15 protein-coding genes are annotated in these 14975 nt (G+C 74.5%); 11 read left to right on the plus strand and 4 right to left on the minus strand.

Going from position 1 to position 14975, the window contains the following annotated elements; all coding sequences use genetic code 11:
• Nucleotides 1-544: 544 nt before the first annotated feature.
• Nucleotides 545-883: a hypothetical protein gene (locus AC230_RS00905; protein ID WP_157868471.1), complete on the minus strand. Its 339-nt coding sequence runs from the start codon at nucleotides 881-883 to the stop codon at nucleotides 545-547.
• Between the two features lie 84 nt (nucleotides 884-967).
• The gene (locus AC230_RS00910; protein ID WP_049713999.1) at nucleotides 968-1558 is read right to left on the minus strand and encodes a helix-turn-helix domain-containing protein; all 591 of its coding nucleotides are present in this window, start codon (nucleotides 1556-1558) and stop codon (nucleotides 968-970) included.
• 82 nt (nucleotides 1559-1640) lie between these two features.
• On the opposite strand from AC230_RS00910, the gene AC230_RS00915 reads away from it, so the two are divergent.
• The 6 genes from AC230_RS00915 (at nucleotide 1641) to AC230_RS00940 (ending at nucleotide 5471) form a co-directional block, all read left to right on the plus strand.
• Nucleotides 1641-2402, plus strand: coding sequence for an AzlC family ABC transporter permease (locus tag AC230_RS00915; protein WP_241833028.1), 762 nt, complete (start codon nucleotides 1641-1643; stop codon nucleotides 2400-2402).
• Nucleotides 2402-2710, plus strand: a complete 309-nt coding sequence (locus AC230_RS00920) for an AzlD domain-containing protein (protein ID WP_049714001.1) — start codon at nucleotides 2402-2404, stop codon at nucleotides 2708-2710. The genes AC230_RS00915 and AC230_RS00920 overlap by 1 nt, the downstream gene beginning before the upstream one ends.
• Nucleotides 2711-2847: 137 nt before the next feature.
• Entirely contained in the window at nucleotides 2848-3261 is a 414-nt protein-coding gene (locus AC230_RS00925) for a cell division protein SepF (RefSeq protein WP_049714002.1), read from the plus strand.
• Nucleotides 3262-3285: 24 nt separating this feature from the next.
• Nucleotides 3286-4461, plus strand: a complete 1176-nt coding sequence (locus AC230_RS00930) for an AAA family ATPase (protein ID WP_049714003.1) — start codon at nucleotides 3286-3288, stop codon at nucleotides 4459-4461.
• A complete protein-coding gene (locus tag AC230_RS00935) occupies nucleotides 4458-4895 on the plus strand; it encodes a nucleotide pyrophosphohydrolase (protein WP_078870850.1) in 438 nt (145 codons plus the stop codon). The genes AC230_RS00930 and AC230_RS00935 overlap by 4 nt, the downstream gene beginning before the upstream one ends.
• 117 nt (nucleotides 4896-5012) lie before the next feature.
• The gene (locus tag AC230_RS00940) at nucleotides 5013-5471 is read left to right on the plus strand and encodes a DUF6099 family protein (RefSeq protein WP_049714004.1); all 459 of its coding nucleotides are present in this window, start codon (nucleotides 5013-5015) and stop codon (nucleotides 5469-5471) included.
• Nucleotides 5472-5482: 11 nt separating this feature from the next.
• Here the strand turns inward: AC230_RS00940 and AC230_RS00945 are convergent, their stop codons facing one another.
• Complete coding sequence (locus tag AC230_RS00945) at nucleotides 5483-5677, minus strand: hypothetical protein (RefSeq protein ID WP_049714005.1); 195 nt, start codon at nucleotides 5675-5677, stop codon at nucleotides 5483-5485.
• Between the two features lie 490 nt (nucleotides 5678-6167).
• On the opposite strand from AC230_RS00945, the gene AC230_RS00950 reads away from it, so the two are divergent.
• From AC230_RS00950 to AC230_RS00965, 4 genes are all read left to right on the plus strand, one after another.
• Nucleotides 6168-7091 (plus strand): LLM class F420-dependent oxidoreductase, encoded by a 924-nt coding sequence (locus AC230_RS00950; RefSeq protein WP_049714006.1) that lies wholly within the window; start codon nucleotides 6168-6170, stop codon nucleotides 7089-7091.
• A gap of 39 nt (nucleotides 7092-7130) precedes the next feature.
• On the plus strand, nucleotides 7131-8045 hold the full coding sequence (gene mmuM / locus AC230_RS00955; RefSeq protein WP_049714906.1) for a homocysteine S-methyltransferase: 915 nt from the start codon (nucleotides 7131-7133) through the stop codon (nucleotides 8043-8045).
• A 134-nt stretch (nucleotides 8046-8179) separates the two neighbouring features.
• Nucleotides 8180-9844: a 3' terminal RNA ribose 2'-O-methyltransferase Hen1 gene (locus tag AC230_RS00960; RefSeq protein WP_078870851.1), complete on the plus strand. Its 1665-nt coding sequence runs from the start codon at nucleotides 8180-8182 to the stop codon at nucleotides 9842-9844.
• Nucleotides 9841-12444: a polynucleotide kinase-phosphatase gene (locus tag AC230_RS00965; protein WP_049714007.1), complete on the plus strand. Its 2604-nt coding sequence runs from the start codon at nucleotides 9841-9843 to the stop codon at nucleotides 12442-12444. Before AC230_RS00960 ends, AC230_RS00965 begins: the two co-directional genes overlap by 4 nt.
• Nucleotides 12445-12511: 67 nt before the next feature.
• On the opposite strand, the gene AC230_RS00970 is transcribed toward AC230_RS00965, so the two are convergent.
• A complete protein-coding gene (locus tag AC230_RS00970; protein ID WP_049714008.1) occupies nucleotides 12512-13477 on the minus strand; it encodes a GlxA family transcriptional regulator in 966 nt (321 codons plus the stop codon).
• A gap of 71 nt (nucleotides 13478-13548) precedes the next feature.
• Between AC230_RS00970 and AC230_RS00975 the strand changes: the two genes are divergently transcribed.
• Nucleotides 13549-14973, plus strand: coding sequence for an MFS transporter (locus AC230_RS00975; protein WP_049714908.1), 1425 nt, complete (start codon nucleotides 13549-13551; stop codon nucleotides 14971-14973).
• Nucleotides 14974-14975 lie beyond the last annotated feature (2 nt).

Here is a 14975-nt window from a genome sequence, read left to right on the forward strand (position 1 = left end):
CAGCTGAGACACCGTTCCGGCAGGGCGTTTGGATAACGTCGGCGGCCAAGTAAAGGCGCTGTCCTCGACGTTTGGCGTGCGGGAAAAAATTTTTTGACGAAAGGGACTGTCTCGCTACGCGGCGGGTCCGGGACAGGGAGGTGAGCCGCCCCGTCCCGGGCCCGCCGGTGCGGTGTCGGTCAGGTCCGCGGCGGGGCGCACGGCCCCGCGTCGCCGGTGCGGCGCGCCGCCGCCGGCCGGTCGCCGCGCAGTCGCAGCAGGAACCTGAGGAAAGGGTTCGCCGGGGCGGCTTTGGGGGCGGGGGGTGGTGAGGTCGGTGTGATGTCCGGTTGGTCGATGGGCGAGTCGAGGGGCGAAATGACCGGTGGGGGAGGGGAGTCGGGGGCGGGACGGGGCTGGTCGCGGTATGCCTGGGCGCGCAGGTAGGCGCTCACGGCCCGCGTCGGGTCGAGGGGCATCGTCTCTCTGCTCTCGTGCCTGTGGTCCGGGGAACGCGGAAGCGCCGCCGCCCGGCAAGGGGGACGGGAGGCGGGCGCGGGCGCTCTCAGCAGCGCAGGACGGTGTTCCGTTCACCCTCCGCCCGCGGGGGCGCGGGGAGGGCGGGAGGCAGGAGCGGACGGTGCGACCGTGGTGTCGGGACAGCCGGGACGCTACCCCGGGCAGGGAAGCGGTGTGGCACACCAGTCGTGCGGCTCTCCGGCGCGAGGGCGTCCGGCGCGCGGTCGTCGCAGACGGACAGCTCGGTGGAGAAGGAGCTCTCCTCGCCGGCGTCGTCGAGCGCGGCGGCCGTGACGCCTCCCGACACGACGAGCAGCAGGGAGAGCAGCGCGGCCGTCACCGTACGCGAGACGGTCCGCGCGAACGTGTGACTCCACCGAGGCATGCACTCATGGTAATCGAGCAACTACGCTAGGTGTATTCCCTCGATCGGGTGGGGCGTGACGGAGCGGCCGCCCTTGATGGCCCGTCAGGTGTGTTCCATCGCCAGAACGATCACCGTCCCGGCCTCCAGTGCCCGGCAGGTGTGCGGCGCGTCGCCGGGGTAGGCGATGTAGTCGCCCGGGCCCAGTTCGACGGGCGCGTCGAGGGGGCCGATCAGGGCCCGTCCCGCCGCGACCACCGCGTGCTCGGTCGTGCCGGGCATGTGGGGGTCGGATTCGCGGGCGGAGCCCGGCTCGACCTGGAGCAGATACAGGTCGCGGCGCGCGTGAGGGGGGCAGGAGGCCAGCAGCGTGGCGGTGTAGTCCGCGCGCTCCGACGGAACCGCCGCCCCCTCGCCCAGGCGCAGTACCGTCACCCGCGGCCGTGGCGGGTCGACGAGCCGGCTGAACGGGACGTCCAGGGCGACGCCCAGTGCCCAGAGTGTTTCGACGCTCGGGTTGCCGCCGCCGGATTCGAGCTGGGAGAGCGTCGATTTGGCGATGCCGGCGCGGCGGGCGAGCTCGGTCAGCGAAAGGCCGGCGCGTTCGCGTTCCCTGCGGAGGGAGGCGGCGATGCGGTCCAGCGGGGCCCGGTTGGGGGTCGACGCCGTCGGCTTTTGTTCGCGCTGTCGGTTCACCTGTTCTCCTTGACGAACGGCGCGTGCGCTGTTCATTCTACCGACCATGCGTTCGTTGTGCCGAACACTTGATCGTTCTCTGTTGCGCGACATCGCCGCCGTCGCCCTGGCCATGGGGATCGTCGGAGCCTCCTTCGGCGCTCTCGCCGTCACGGCAGGGGAGCCGCTCTGGGTGCCCGTGGCCATGTCCCTGGCGGTTTTCGCGGGTGGTGCCCAGTTCGCCACGTTCGACATCGCGGTCGGCGGAGGCGGCACGGCGGCGGCGGTCGCCGCGGGGCTCGTGCTCAACGCCCGCCTGCTCGCCTACGGCCTGACGGTCGCGGACGTGCTCGATGTGCGATGGCCCGCCCGGCTGCTGGGCAGTCACGTGCTGACCGACCAGTCCGTCGCATTCGCCCGCGCCGAGCGCGACCCCCGGCGGCGCAGGGCCGCGTATCTCGCCTGCGGCGTGCTGCTGTTCGCCACATGGAACGCCGGAACCCTGGTCGGCGCCCTGGTCGGCCGGACGGTCGGTGACGCGCGGGCGCTGGGGCTGGACGCGGCCGAACCCATGGTGCTTCTGGCGCTGGTGCTGCCAGCGCTGCGTCAACGTGGCGTCCGCCGGGCCGCGTCGGCGGGCACGGCGGTGGCGCTGGCCACCGTGCCTTTCCTGCCGGCCGGGCTGCCGGTGCTGCTGGCGCTGTCCGGCCCGCTGCTCCTGGCCCGTGAAGGCGCGGCGGTTGAAGATGCGACCGAGGAAGGCGCGACGGACGAAGGCGCAGCGAATGAAGGTCCGGCGGATAAAGGCGTGGCGGACGGCACCGCGGAGGGTGCCGGCGTCGGGCGCGAAGAGGGGCGCGCGTGATGACTGTTCAGACTGTGGCGCTGCTGGCCGTCGGCACGTATCTGCTGCGGTGGTGCGGTCCGCTCGTGCACGGCCGCGTCGATCTCTCCCCACGGTTCCAGACGGTGCTCTCGGCCTCGGCGACCGCGCTGCTGTGCGCCATGGCCGCGGTGTCGGCGCTCACCACAGGCCATGGCTTCGCGGGCTGGGCGCGGCCGCTCGGGGTGCTCGCCGGTGTCGTCCTCGCGCTGCGCGGCGTGTCGTTCCTCGTCGTCGTGGTGGTGGCCGCGACCATCACCGCCCTGCTCAGGCTGGCCGGAGTGAGCTGAGTGGCGGCTGTGCACGGGGTGGATCGGACGAATCCCCGCGATCCGGGCGCGGTGCGTGTCAGTGGGCCGAATGGGGGCGTCGCTCCCTAGAATCGCCGGATGTACATAACGAGCGCGTTCCCCGGAGGGGTGATCCGGTGAACAGGTCAGAGGCCACCGACGAGCAGTGGGAGGGACTGGCCGAGGTCGTGCCCCTGCGCGGTCACCACACCTGGCCGTCCTGGGCCAACCACCGGTCGCTTCCCGAGGAGGAGCCGGAAACGCCATCGAACCAGCACAAGCTCGTCATCCTGCGGGTGCAGTTCTTCGCGGACGCGCGCGAAGTGGCGGAGCACCTGATCGGCGGCGTGCCCGTCCTGCTGGACCTCACCAGCGCGGACACCGACGTGGCCAAGCGCGTCCTGGACTTCTCCAGCGGTGTCGTCTTCGGGCTGGGCAGCGGCATGCACCGGGTGGACACCAACGTCTTCCTGCTCGCCCCCCAGGGGACCGAGGTCGCCGCCACGTACTCCGATCGTAGGAAGAATGATCAGCTGAAACGGTTTGGCTGACCGGCCGGGCCGTACGGTCCGGGCATGGACGTACGCCGTGCCCGACCGGACGCCCACCGGCCCGCCCCCCGGCACCCGCGCCCCGTCGTCACCGAACTGCGGCTCTCCGCCTTCAAGTCGCACCGCAACGCCACCTTCGCGCTGGGGCCGCTGACGTTCTTCCGGGGCGCGAGCGGTACCGGCAAGTCCAGCGCGCTGCAGGCCTACGAGGTGTTGGCGCGCCTCGCGGGCGGTGGCACGCTGGCCGAGGCGCTGGCCCCGGCGGGCGGCGCGGTGGCCTGCGTCCCGCACCGGGCGCGGCCCGACGCGCAAGGGAGGCGCGGCTTCCGGATCGGCTGCACGGTCGAGGGACCGGTGGGTCCGGTGCATCTGGACCTGGCCGTCCAGGCCGAGCCGGAGGTGCGCGTGGTCGGCGAGCGGCTGACGGGCGCGGGGCGGACGCTGCTGTCCACGGCGCTGCGCGACCCGGGGCTGCCGACGGTCGAGGCGGCGTGGCACACGGCCGGGACGGTCCCCGTGACGCGGGCGCCCCTGCCCGACGACCGGCTGGGCACCGCGCTGCTGCCGCTGCGGGTGGCGGGCAAGACGGCGGGACAGCGGCTGGTGCTCGAGGCGGCGGAGCAGGCGGTGGTGGCGTTGCGTTCGGTCTTCGCCTGCGATCCCCGGCCCGAGTTGATGCGGGCGCCGGCCGCGGCGCGGGACGGGCGGCTGCGCGGGGCGTGCGACAACGTCGCCGCCGTGCTGGGCCGTACCGGCACCGAGTGCGCCATCCGGCACGCGGCCCTGGTCACGGCGGCGGACGCGGGGTGCCGCGGGCCGGTCGCCGGGCTGGAGGTGGAAGGGCTGGACGGTGGTTTCGTCCGGGCGGTCCTCGCGCGGGGAGCGGGCCCGGCGACGCCGCTGGAGCGGCTGGGCGACGGCGAACTGCGCTATCTGGGGCTGTGTCTGGTCCTGTTGACCGGGCCCGGTGTGCTCGCCGTGGACGCGGCGGCCGAGGTGCTGCCGGCGCGCCAGGCGCTGACCGTCCTCGCCGACGGCTTCGACCGGTGCCTCGACCCGCGCCAGGCACGGAAGTTGGTGGAACTCGCGGTGCGGATGTGTGAGCGGGGACACATCAGGCTCGTGGGAACGGTGAGCGGAGAAGCGGAGAGAGCGGCGGCTGAGGCCTCGGAGGCCGCCGTGGTAGACCTGGGGGAATGACGACGAACCACCATGAAACTCCCGAGGGTGCGGAGGCTGCCGGGGTCCACGGGCGCCCCGGCGGGCCCGAGGACCTCGCAGCCCTGCAACGTCGGCTGGCGGACTTCGCCGCGGCCCGCGACTGGCAGCCCTTCCACACGCCCAAGAACCTGGCCTCGGCGCTCAGCGTCGAGGCGGCCGAACTCGTGGAGATCTTCCAGTGGTTGACGCCGGAGCAGTCGGCCGGCGTGATGGCGGACGCGACGGCGGCGGCGCGGGTGACGGACGAGGTCGCCGATGTCCTGGCCTACCTGCTGCAGTTCTGCGGTGTGCTGGGCATCGATCCCCTCGCCGCACTGTCCGACAAGATCGAGAGGAACGAGCGACGGTTTCCGGTAGCCGGGAACCGGCACCCGGAGGGTCAGGGTTCGCCGGATCGTCACTCTCCGGAGTGAGCGAGTTGTCCACAGCGCATTTGGTATCCACAGATTTCTGAATTCCCCTGGCTTTTCCGGCGGTTACCCATCACTCTGAGTAGTGAGAGCGCAACGGCGGGAACTGGGGGACCGGGCATGGACGCACTACGGTTGATCGAGGCCACCCGACTTGCCCTGGCGCGGGCGAGGTCGATGGAGGACGTCGTCGCCGAGGCCTGGCAGACATACGCTCTGGCCCAGGCCGTCGGCGCACACCTCGCGGTCCACGGACCCTTCGAGGCGCGGGCGGCCGCCGGTCATCTCGGCGAGGTGGGAGGGGGGAACTCCGGCGCGCTGCGGCAGATCGCGCTGCGCGCCGGAGGCTTACGGGCCGCCCGCCTCTCCGAAGTCCGGGATCCCTGGGGCACGTTGACCGGGCTCGGCGTGCTCCTCGGCGAGGTGGGAATCGCCCTGGTGGGCGTGGCCTGCGCCTGTGAGGAGGACGGCCTGTACTGGCAGTGCATCGAGGCGATCGACGCGGCCGACGAGACCGGTGACCGGGTGAGCGGCCTGCTCAGACGGCTCACCCTGCGGGAGAGAGGAGGCGCCGCATGAAGCGCGAGGGATCAGCCCTCCGCGTCGTCGCGCAGAGGAGAAGGCCGCTCCGCGGACGACTGCAAGTCTGCGTCGAGCTGTGTCAGATCGGCGTTCAGCGCTGCCATCAGCTCCTCCATCTGTTGCAGCAGGCCCTTGGGCGCGCCCTGCTGCGGGGCAGCGGCCGGGGCGGGCACTGCCTCGTCGGGCACGGCTTCCTGGTGCATCTGGCCTCCTCGGCCCTGGGCCCTCCCGGTCCGGGAGAGCGGCGTTGCGGTCATCGCCTCCGGCGGGGGGCACCGGTGCGCGGGCCGGGCGGTCCGGCTCCGCCGAGGCCAACGATCACCGTGCGCGCCGGACACTGGCCGGTGCCGGGGCGTTCGGCGGCGACGGGCGATATTCACCCGCCAGGGGCGGGAGCGGCGGGGCGGGGGGTGTGCGGTTGACGTGTGTTCGATAGCGCGGCATGGGCGTGCCGAGGAGCCGGCATGGGCGTGCCCGATGGGCCGGCATGGGCTTACCGGGCGGGTAGGCGCGGGTGTGCCGGATGGGTCGGCATGAGCGCGCCGGGCGGGTTGGCATGGGCGTGCCCGATAGGCCGGCATGAGCGCGCCGGGCGAGTTGGCGCGGGCATACCGGGCGGGTTGGCATAGGCGTGCAGGATCGGTCCGAATGAGCGTGCAGGATCGGTCGGCATGAGCGTGCAGGATGGGAGGTATGGATCTGCGCATTTTCACGGAGCCCCAGCAGGGCGCCGACTACGACACCCTGCTCCGCGTGGCCAAGGCCACCGAAGATCTCGGCTTCGACGCCTTCTTCCGTTCCGACCACTACCTGGCCATGGGCTCCTCCGACGGCCTGCCCGGCCCGACCGACGCCTGGATCACCCTGGCCGGGCTCGCCCGGGAGACCAGCCGCATCCGGCTGGGCACGCTGATGACCGCGGGCACGTTCCGGCTGCCGGGTGTGCTGGCCATCCAGGTGGCCCAGGTGGACCGGATGTCGGGCGGCCGGATCGAGCTGGGGCTGGGCGCCGGGTGGTACGCCGAGGAGCACACCGCCTATGGAATCCCCTTCCCCAAGGAGAAGTTCGGCCGGCTGGAGGAGCAACTGGCGATCGTCACGGGGCTGTGGGGGACGCCGGTCGGGGAGACGTTCTCCTTCGACGGGAAGTTCTACCGGCTGGCCGACTCGCCGGCGCTGCCGAAGCCGGCGCAGGAGCGGGTGCCGGTGCTCATCGGCGGCCTCGGGGCGACCCGGACGCCGCGGCTGGCCGCGCGCTACGCCGACGAGTTCAACATCCCCTTCGCGTCGGTGGAGGACAGCGAGCGGCAGTTCGGCCGGGTGCGGGCCGCGGCCGAGGAGGCGGGGCGCAAGCCCGACGACCTGGTGTACTCCAACGCCCTGGTCGTCTGCGTCGGGCGGGACGACGCGGAGGTGGCCCGCCGGGCGGCGGCCATCGGCCGTGAGGTGGACGAGCTGAAGCGGAACGGGCTGGCCGGCTCCCCGGCCGAGGTGGTCGACAAGATCGGCCGGTACGCCGAGACCGGGTCGTCGCGGGTGTACCTCCAGATCCTCGACCTGGATGATCTGGAGCACCTGGAGTTGATCTCCTCCCAGGTCCAGTCCCAGCTGGGCTGAGCGGCGGCCGGTGCGAGCGAGCAAGGAGGTATGGAGCGCATGACGTCCGTTCCCGTTCCGCGGGCGCCGCTCGGTGAGGCGCTGCACCGGGGGCCGCTCGTGCTGGACGGCGGCATGTCCAACCAACTGGAGGCGCAGGGCTGCGACTTGACCGACGCGCTGTGGTCGGCGCGGCTGCTCGCGGACGACCCGGGGCAGATCGAGCGCGCCCACATGGCGTACGTCCGGGCCGGCGCACGGGTGTTGATCACCGCCAGCTACCAGGCCACCTTCGAGGGGTTCGGCCGGCGGGGGCTGGGCCGGGCGGAGACCGGGGAGTTGTTGCGGCGCAGCGTCGAACTGGCCCGCGCGGCGGCCGCGACGGCGGAGCGGGAGGTGTGGGTCGCCGCGTCCGTCGGGCCGTACGGGGCGATGCTCGCGGACGGCAGCGAGTACCGCGGGCGGTACGGGGTGCCGGAGGGGGAGCTGGAGCGGTTCCACCGGCCCCGGATCGAGGCCCTGGCCGCCGCCGGGCCGGACGTGCTGGCGCTGGAGACGGTGCCCGACGCGGAGGAGGGGCGGGCGCTGCTGCGGGCCGTGCGGGGGTGCGGCGTGCCGGTGTGGCTGACGTACAGCTGCTCCGGCACGCGGACCCGGGCCGGGCAGCCGCTGGAGGAGGCGTTCGCGCCCGCCGCGGACGACGAGCAGGTGATCGCGGTCGGCGTCAACTGCTGTGCGCCGGAGGACGTCACGGCGGCGGTGGAGGTGGCGGCGAGGGTGACCGGGAAGCCGGTCGTGGTCTATCCGAACAGCGGGGAGGGGTGGGACGAACGGGCGCGGGGGTGGCGAGGGCGTTCCACCTTCGACCCGGGGCGGGTGGACGCCTGGCTGGCCGCGGGCGCCCGGCTGATCGGCGGCTGCTGCCGCGTCGGGCCGGACCGCATCGCCGAGCTGGCGGCCGTCGTGCCGTCGTGATCGGAGAGCCGGCGGGCGTCGTGCCGTCGTGATCGGACCGTCGCAGTCGTACCGCCGCGCGGACCCTCGCGGGAGGGCGGCAGCGGTCGAAAACCAGTAGGAAACGGGAGGTGAGGGCAGGAATACTCGGACGGGTGTTCATGACGATCAGCACCACCGGCCACGTCGGCGCCCCCGCGACCGACCTCGGGTTCCTGCTGCACAAACACCCCGACCGGGCGCAGCGGTTCTCCACCTCCCACGGCACCGCCCATGTCTTCTACCCCGAGGCGACGGCGGAGCGCTGCACGGCCGCGCTGCTGCTGGAGGTGGACCCCGTCGCCCTCGTGCGCCGGGGTAAGGGCAAGGGCCGCGGCGGCGCTCCGGATTCGGCGCTGGCGCAGTACGTCAACGACCGTCCGTACGCCGCCTCCTCGCTGCTGGCCGTGGCGATGGCGCAGGTCTTCTCCAGCGCGCTCAAGGGCCGGTGCGACGCCCGGCCCGAACTGCCGGAGCGACGGCGCCCGTTGCGCGTCGAGCTGCCCGCGGTGCCCGCGCGCGGCGGCGCCGGGCTGGCCGAGCGGCTCTTCGCGCCGCTCGGCTGGAAGGTGACGGCGCGGCCCGTCCCGCTGGACGACCGGTTCCCCGAGTGGGGTGAATCGCGCTATGTGGCGCTGGAGTTGGAGGGCGAGGTGCGGGTCGCCGAGTCGCTGCGCCACCTCTATGTGCTGCTGCCGGTGCTGGACGACGCCAAGCACTACTGGGTCGCCCCGGACGAGGTGGACAAGCTCCTGCGCTCCGGCGAGGGCTGGCTGGCCGGGCACCCGGAGCAGAAGCTGATCACCAGCCGCTACCTGGCACGCCGCTGGTCGCTGACCCGCGACGCGCTGGAGCGGCTGGCGATCGCGCGCCTCGCCGAGACCGACGGCGCGGAGCCCGAGGAGTTCGACAACGCCGTGGACGAATCGGTGGACACCGAGGAGAGGCCGGTGCCGCTGGCCGTCCGGCGGCGCGAGGCCGTGCTGCACGCGCTGCGGGACGCCGGCGCCGCCCGGGTGCTCGATCTCGGCTGCGGGCAGGGGCAGTTGGTCGGGGCGCTGCTCAAGGAGCCGCGGTTCACCGAGATCGTCGGGCTCGACGTCTCGGCGCGGGCGCTCAAGGAGGCGGCGCGCCGGCTGCGGCTGGACCGCCTGTCCGAGCGGCAGTCCGCCCGCGTACGGCTCGTCCAGGGCTCGCTCGTCTACACCGACCGCCGGCTCGCCGGCTACGACGCCGCCGTGCTCAGCGAGGTCGTCGAGCATGTCGACCTGCCGCGGCTGCCCGCCCTGGAGCACGCGGTGTTCGGCGCCGCCCGCCCCGGCACGGTCGTCGTCACCACTCCCAACGTCGAGTACAACGTCCGCTGGGAGAGCCTCCCCGCGGGCCACGCGCGCCACGCGGACCACCGCTTCGAGTGGACCCGCGAGGAGTTCCGCACCTGGGCCGGCGCCGTGGCCGAACGGTACGGCTACGCGGTCGCGTTCGTGCCCGTCGGCCCCGACGACCCCGAGGTCGGCCCGCCCACGCAGATGGCCGTCTTCCGGCGCGCCGCGGACTCCCCCGGGCCCGGCAAGGGGCCGATCGATACGTCCTCGATCGAGATGTCCCCGTCCGACACCTCCCCGACCGACACGTCAACATCCGGGACATCCCCGACCGACACACCCCCGACCGACACACCCCCGACCGACACACCCCCGACCGACACACCCCCGACCGACACACCCCCGACCGGCGCGACCCCGCCCGGCGCGACCCCGAAGGAGGAGCAGGCGGCATGAGCACCGCAGCAGACAGCGCCACCGTGGCCACCCGCGCCCTCGCCGTCCCCGACCTCTCCCTCGTGGTCCTCGTCGGTGCCACCGGATCCGGCAAGTCCACCTTCGCCGCACGGCACTTCGCCCCGACCGAGACCGTCTCCTCCGACGTCTGCCGCGGGATGGTCAGCGACGACCCCAACGACCAGAGCGCGACCCCGGACGCCTTCGACCTCCTCCACTACATCGTCGGCAAGCGGCTCGCGGCCGGGCGGCTCACCGTCGTCGACGCCACCAACGTCCAGTCGGAGCCGCGCAAGCAGCTCGTCCGGCTGGCCCGCGAGCACGACGTCCTGCCCGTCGCCATCGTGCTCGACCTCCCCGAGCAGGTCTGCGCCGAGCGCAACGCCGCCCGCCCCGACCGGGCCGGTCTCCCGCGCCGCGTCATCCAGCGCCACCGGCGCGAACTGCAGCGCTCACTGCGCCACTTGGAGCGCGAGGGCTTCCGCACCGTGCACGTCCTGCGCGGCGTCGAGCAGGTCGAGGCCGCCGAGGTCGTCCGCGAGCGCCGCTACAACGACCTGCGCCACCTCACCGGCCCGTTCGACATCGTCGGCGACGTCCACGGCTGCCGCGAGGAGCTGGAGAGCCTGCTCACCCGGCTCGGCTACCTCCTGCGGAGGGACGACGCCGGGCGCCCCGTGGACGCCGAGCACCCCGACGGCCGCACCGCCGTCTTCGTCGGCGACCTCGTCGACCGCGGCCCCGACAGCCCCGGCGTGCTGCGCCTGGTCATGGGCATGGTCACCGCGGGGCACGCCCTGTGCGTCCCCGGCAACCACGAGAACAAGCTGGGCCGCCACCTCTCCGGCCGCCAGGTCCGGCTCACCCACGGCCTCGCCGAGACCATGGAGCAGCTGGAGCGGGAGACCCCCGAGTTCCGCGAGCGGGTCCGGGAGTTCATCCGCTCGCTCGTCAGTCACTACGTGCTCGACGGCGGGGCGCTCGTCGTCTGCCACGCGGGACTGCCCGAGAAGTACCACGGCCGCACCTCCGGCCGCGTCCGCTCGCACGCGCTGTACGGCGACACGACGGGCGAGACCGACGAGTTCGGCCTGCCCGTGCGCTACCCCTGGGCCGAGGACTACCGGGGCAGCGCGGCCGTCGTCTACGGCCACACCCCCGTCCCGTCCGCGACCTGGCTCAACAACACCCTCTGCCTCGACACCGGAGCCGTCTTCGGCGGCCGGCTGACGGCGCTCCGCTGGCCCGAGCGCGAGATCGTGGACGTGCCGGCCGCCCGCGTCTGGTACGAGCCGGTGCGCCCCCTGGCCCAGGAGGCCCCCGGCGGCGCCGACGGCCGCCCGCTCGACCTCACCGACGTCACCGGGCGCCGCGTCGTCGAGACCCGGCACATGGGGCGGCTCGCCGTGCGGGAGGAGAACGCGGCGGCGGCCCTGGAGGTCGTGAGCCGCTTCGGCGTCGACCCGCGGCACCTGCTGTACCTGCCGCCGACCATGGCGCCCTGCGCCACCTCCCGCGAGGACGGCTACCTGGAGCACCCGGCGGAGGCGTTCGCCGCCTACCGCGCCGAGGGCGTGCGCCAGGTCGTCTGCGAGGAGAAGCACATGGGCTCGCGGGCCGTGCTGCTCGTCTGCCGCGACGAGGCGGTCGCCGCCGGGCGCTTCCACGTCCCCGAAGGCGCGCGCGGCGCGGTCTTCACCCGTACCGGACGGCCGTTCCTCGACGACGCAGCCGTCGCCCGGAGCCTGCTGGAGCGGGTGTCCGACGCCGTCGGCGAGGCCGGCCTCTGGGGCGGGCTCGGCACGGACTGGGTGCTGCTGGACGCCGAGCTGATGCCCTGGTCCCTCAAGGCCGGCGGGCTGCTCCGGCGCCAGTACGCCGCGGTCGGCGCGGCCGCCCGGGCGGTTCTCCCCGGCGCGCTCGCCGCGCTGGAGGCCACCGCGGCCCGCGGTGTGGACGTGGGCGGCCTGCCGGCCGGGCAGCGCCAACGGGCCGCCGACGCCGACGCGTTCACCGAGGCGTACCGGCGGTACTGCTGGCCGACGGGCGGCGGTGCGGACGGGCTGGACGGCATACGGCTCGCGCCCTTCCAGATCCTGGCCTGCGAGGGCCGCAGCCTCGCCGCGCTCCCGCACGACGAACAGCTCGCCCTGATCGACCGGATCGTCGCGGCCGACGCCGCGCGGGGCCTCCTCGCGCCCACCCGGCGCCTCGTCGTCGACACCGGGGACGAGGCGTCCGTCGCCGCCGGCACGCGGTGGTGGCTGGACCTCACGGCCGCCGGCGGCGAGGGCATGGTCGTCAAGCCGCTGGCGGCGTACGTCCGCAAGGCCGACGGCGGTCTCGTCCAGCCCGGCGTCAAGTGCCGCGGCCGGGAGTACCTGCGCCTGATCTACGGCCCGGAGTACACCCGTCCGGAGAACCTCGCCCGGCTGCGCGCCCGCCACCTCGGGCACAAGCGGTCGCTGGCCCTGCGCGAGTACGCGCTGGGGCTGGAGGCGCTGGACCGGCTGGCGGCGGGGGAGCCGCTGTGGCGGGTGCACGAGGCCGTGTTCGCGGTGCTGGCCCTGGAGTCGGAGCCGGTGGATCCACGGCTGTGAGGCCCCACCGGGCCGCACGCCCGGCCCCGCGCCGGACCCTGGGACCCCGCCCCTCCCGCGCCACCGGCTACGCCGCCCGCCCGCTGCGGAACGTCCTGCGGTAGTCGTGGGGGGCCACGCCCACCAGCTTGGTGAAGCGGCGGCGGAGGTTGGCCGCCGTTCCCAGGCCGCACAGCTGCGCCACGCGTTCCACCGGGACGTCGGTGCTCTCCAGCAACTCGCGGGCAGGGGCGACGCGTTGGGCCTGGAGCCACTGCATCGGCGTCGTCCCGGTCGCGGCGCGGAAGCGGCGGGCCAGGGTGCGGGGGCTGGTGTGGGCGCGGCGGGCCAGGCCGGCGACGGTCAGCGGGTCCGCGAGATGTTCCACCGCCCAGTGCAGGAGCGGGGCCAGCGAGTCGTCCGTGCGCTCGGGCAGCGGCGCCTCGATGAACTGGGCCTGCCCGCCCGGCCGGTGGGCGGGGGCGACGAGCTGCCGGGCCACGGCGTTCGCCGCCTCCACGCCGAAGTCCTCGCGGACCAGGTGCAGGCACACGTCGATGCTCGCCGTCGAGCCCGCCCCGGTGACCACGTCGCCGTGGTCGACGTAGAGCACGGCCGGGTCCACCCGTACGGCGGGGTGGCGTTCGGCGAGGAGCCGGGCGTAGGCCCAGTGCGTGGTCGCGGACCGCCCGTCCAGCAGCCCGGTGGCGGCCAGGGTGAACGCGCCCGAGCACAGCGACACCAGGCGGGCGCCGCGCCGGTGCGCCTCGCGCAGGGCCTCGACCAGTGCGGGCGGGGGGTCGCCGTGGACGTCGGCCGACGCGGGCACCAGGACGGTGTCGGCGCTGAGCAGGTCCTCCGCCCCGTAGGGCGTCCGCGCGCGGAACCAGGAGCGGGCCCGCGCGTCGCCGTCCCGCTCCGTGCCCACGGTGCAGACCCGCAGGTCGTACCAGGGGTCGGGGACGTCCATCCGGTCGCCGCCGAAGATGTGGCAGGGGATGGCCAGTTCGAAGAACGGCATGCCGTCGGTGACGGCGACAGCGATCGAGGGCATGGCGGTAATGTACCGGCTGGTGTCGTTCCTGCCACTCGTCCGGAGGCGGCGGTCCCCGGATGCTGGAGCGCATGAAGATCCTTTCCGCCGGCCGGCCGTCCTCGCGGGCGGCCGCCCCGGCCGCCGCCGATCCCCGCCGCTGGGCGGTCCTCGCCGTCGCGTCCGCCGCGCAGTTCCTCGCCGTCCTCGACGTCTCCGCCGTCAACGTCGCCTTCCCGGTGATCGGCGAGGAGTTCTCCTCGGCGTCCGCGGCCGGGCTGTCCTGGGTGCTCAACGGCTACACGATCGTCCTCGCGGCGCTGCTCGTCCCGGCCGGCCGGCTGGCCGACACGGCGGGCCGGCGGCGCTCGTTCCTCCTCGGGCTGGCCCTGTTCGGGCTGGCGTCCGTCGGCTGCGGGCTCGCCCCCGGGCTGAGCTGGCTCGTCGCCGCCCGGATCGTCCAGGGCGTCGGCGCGGCCGTCCTCGTCCCCACGTCCCTGTCCCTGGCGCTGCCCGCCTTCCCGGCCGCCGGGCGCGCCACGGCCGTCGGTGCCTGGACGGCCATCAGCGCGCTGGCGGCCAGCGGCGGGCCGGTGCTCGGCGGTGTCCTCGCCGCCTCCGACTGGCGGTGGGTCTTCCTGATCAACGTGCCGGTGGTGCTGGCCGCGCTGGCGGCCGGCGTCCGGCTGCTGCCCGACCCCGCCCCCGGGCTCGGGCAGGGCCGCGACCCGCTGGGCACGGTGCTGGTGCTCGTCGCCGTCGGCGCCCTGACGACCGCCGTCGTGGAGGCCGGCGACTGGGGCCGCACCTCGTCCGCGACGCTCGGCACGCTCGCCGCCGGGGTGCTGGCCGCGGCGCTCGCCGTGCGGCACGTGCGGCGTGTGCGCGAACCGGTCGTCGATCCGCGGCTGTTCGCCACCCGCGGGTTCACCGCGGCGGCCCTCGGGCTGTTCGCCTACTTCCTCGCCTACTCCGCGATGCTGCTCGCGGCGTCCACGCTCTGCTCCGACGTGTGGGGCTGGAGCGTCCGCCGCACGGGACAGGCCCTCGCGCCCTGGCCGTGCACGGTGCTGGCCGTCTCGGCGCTCTCCGGCCGGATCGTGGCGGCCGTGGGCGACCGGGCCGCCGCGGCCTTCGGCGCGCTGTGCTTCACCGCGGCCCCGCTGTGGTGGCTGGCCGCGGTCGGCGACCGCGCGCACTACGCCGCGGCGCTGCTGCCCGGGCTCGTCCTCGCCGGCGTCGGCACCGCGCTGTGCCAGTCGGTGATGTTCGCCGCCGCCGGGCGGCTGCCCGAGCGCCGGATGTCGCTCGGCTCCGGGGTGCTGATGGTCTCCCGGCAGGCCGGCACCGCCCTCGGCGTCGCCGTCCTCGTCGGCCTGGGCGGCGGTGCCCACCGGCTGGGCCTGGGCACGCTGCGCGCCGGCTGGGTCTTCGCCGCGGCCACGGCGGCGCTCGCGCTCGCGGCCGCCCTCACATTCCGCCGCGGCGGCCGGGGTGAAGACGGCCGGATCAGGTGAGG

Origin of the sequence: Streptomyces caatingaensis (assembly GCF_001187435.1) — a bacterium.
In the GTDB taxonomy this organism is placed as follows: domain Bacteria; phylum Actinomycetota; class Actinomycetes; order Streptomycetales; family Streptomycetaceae; genus Streptomyces; species Streptomyces caatingaensis.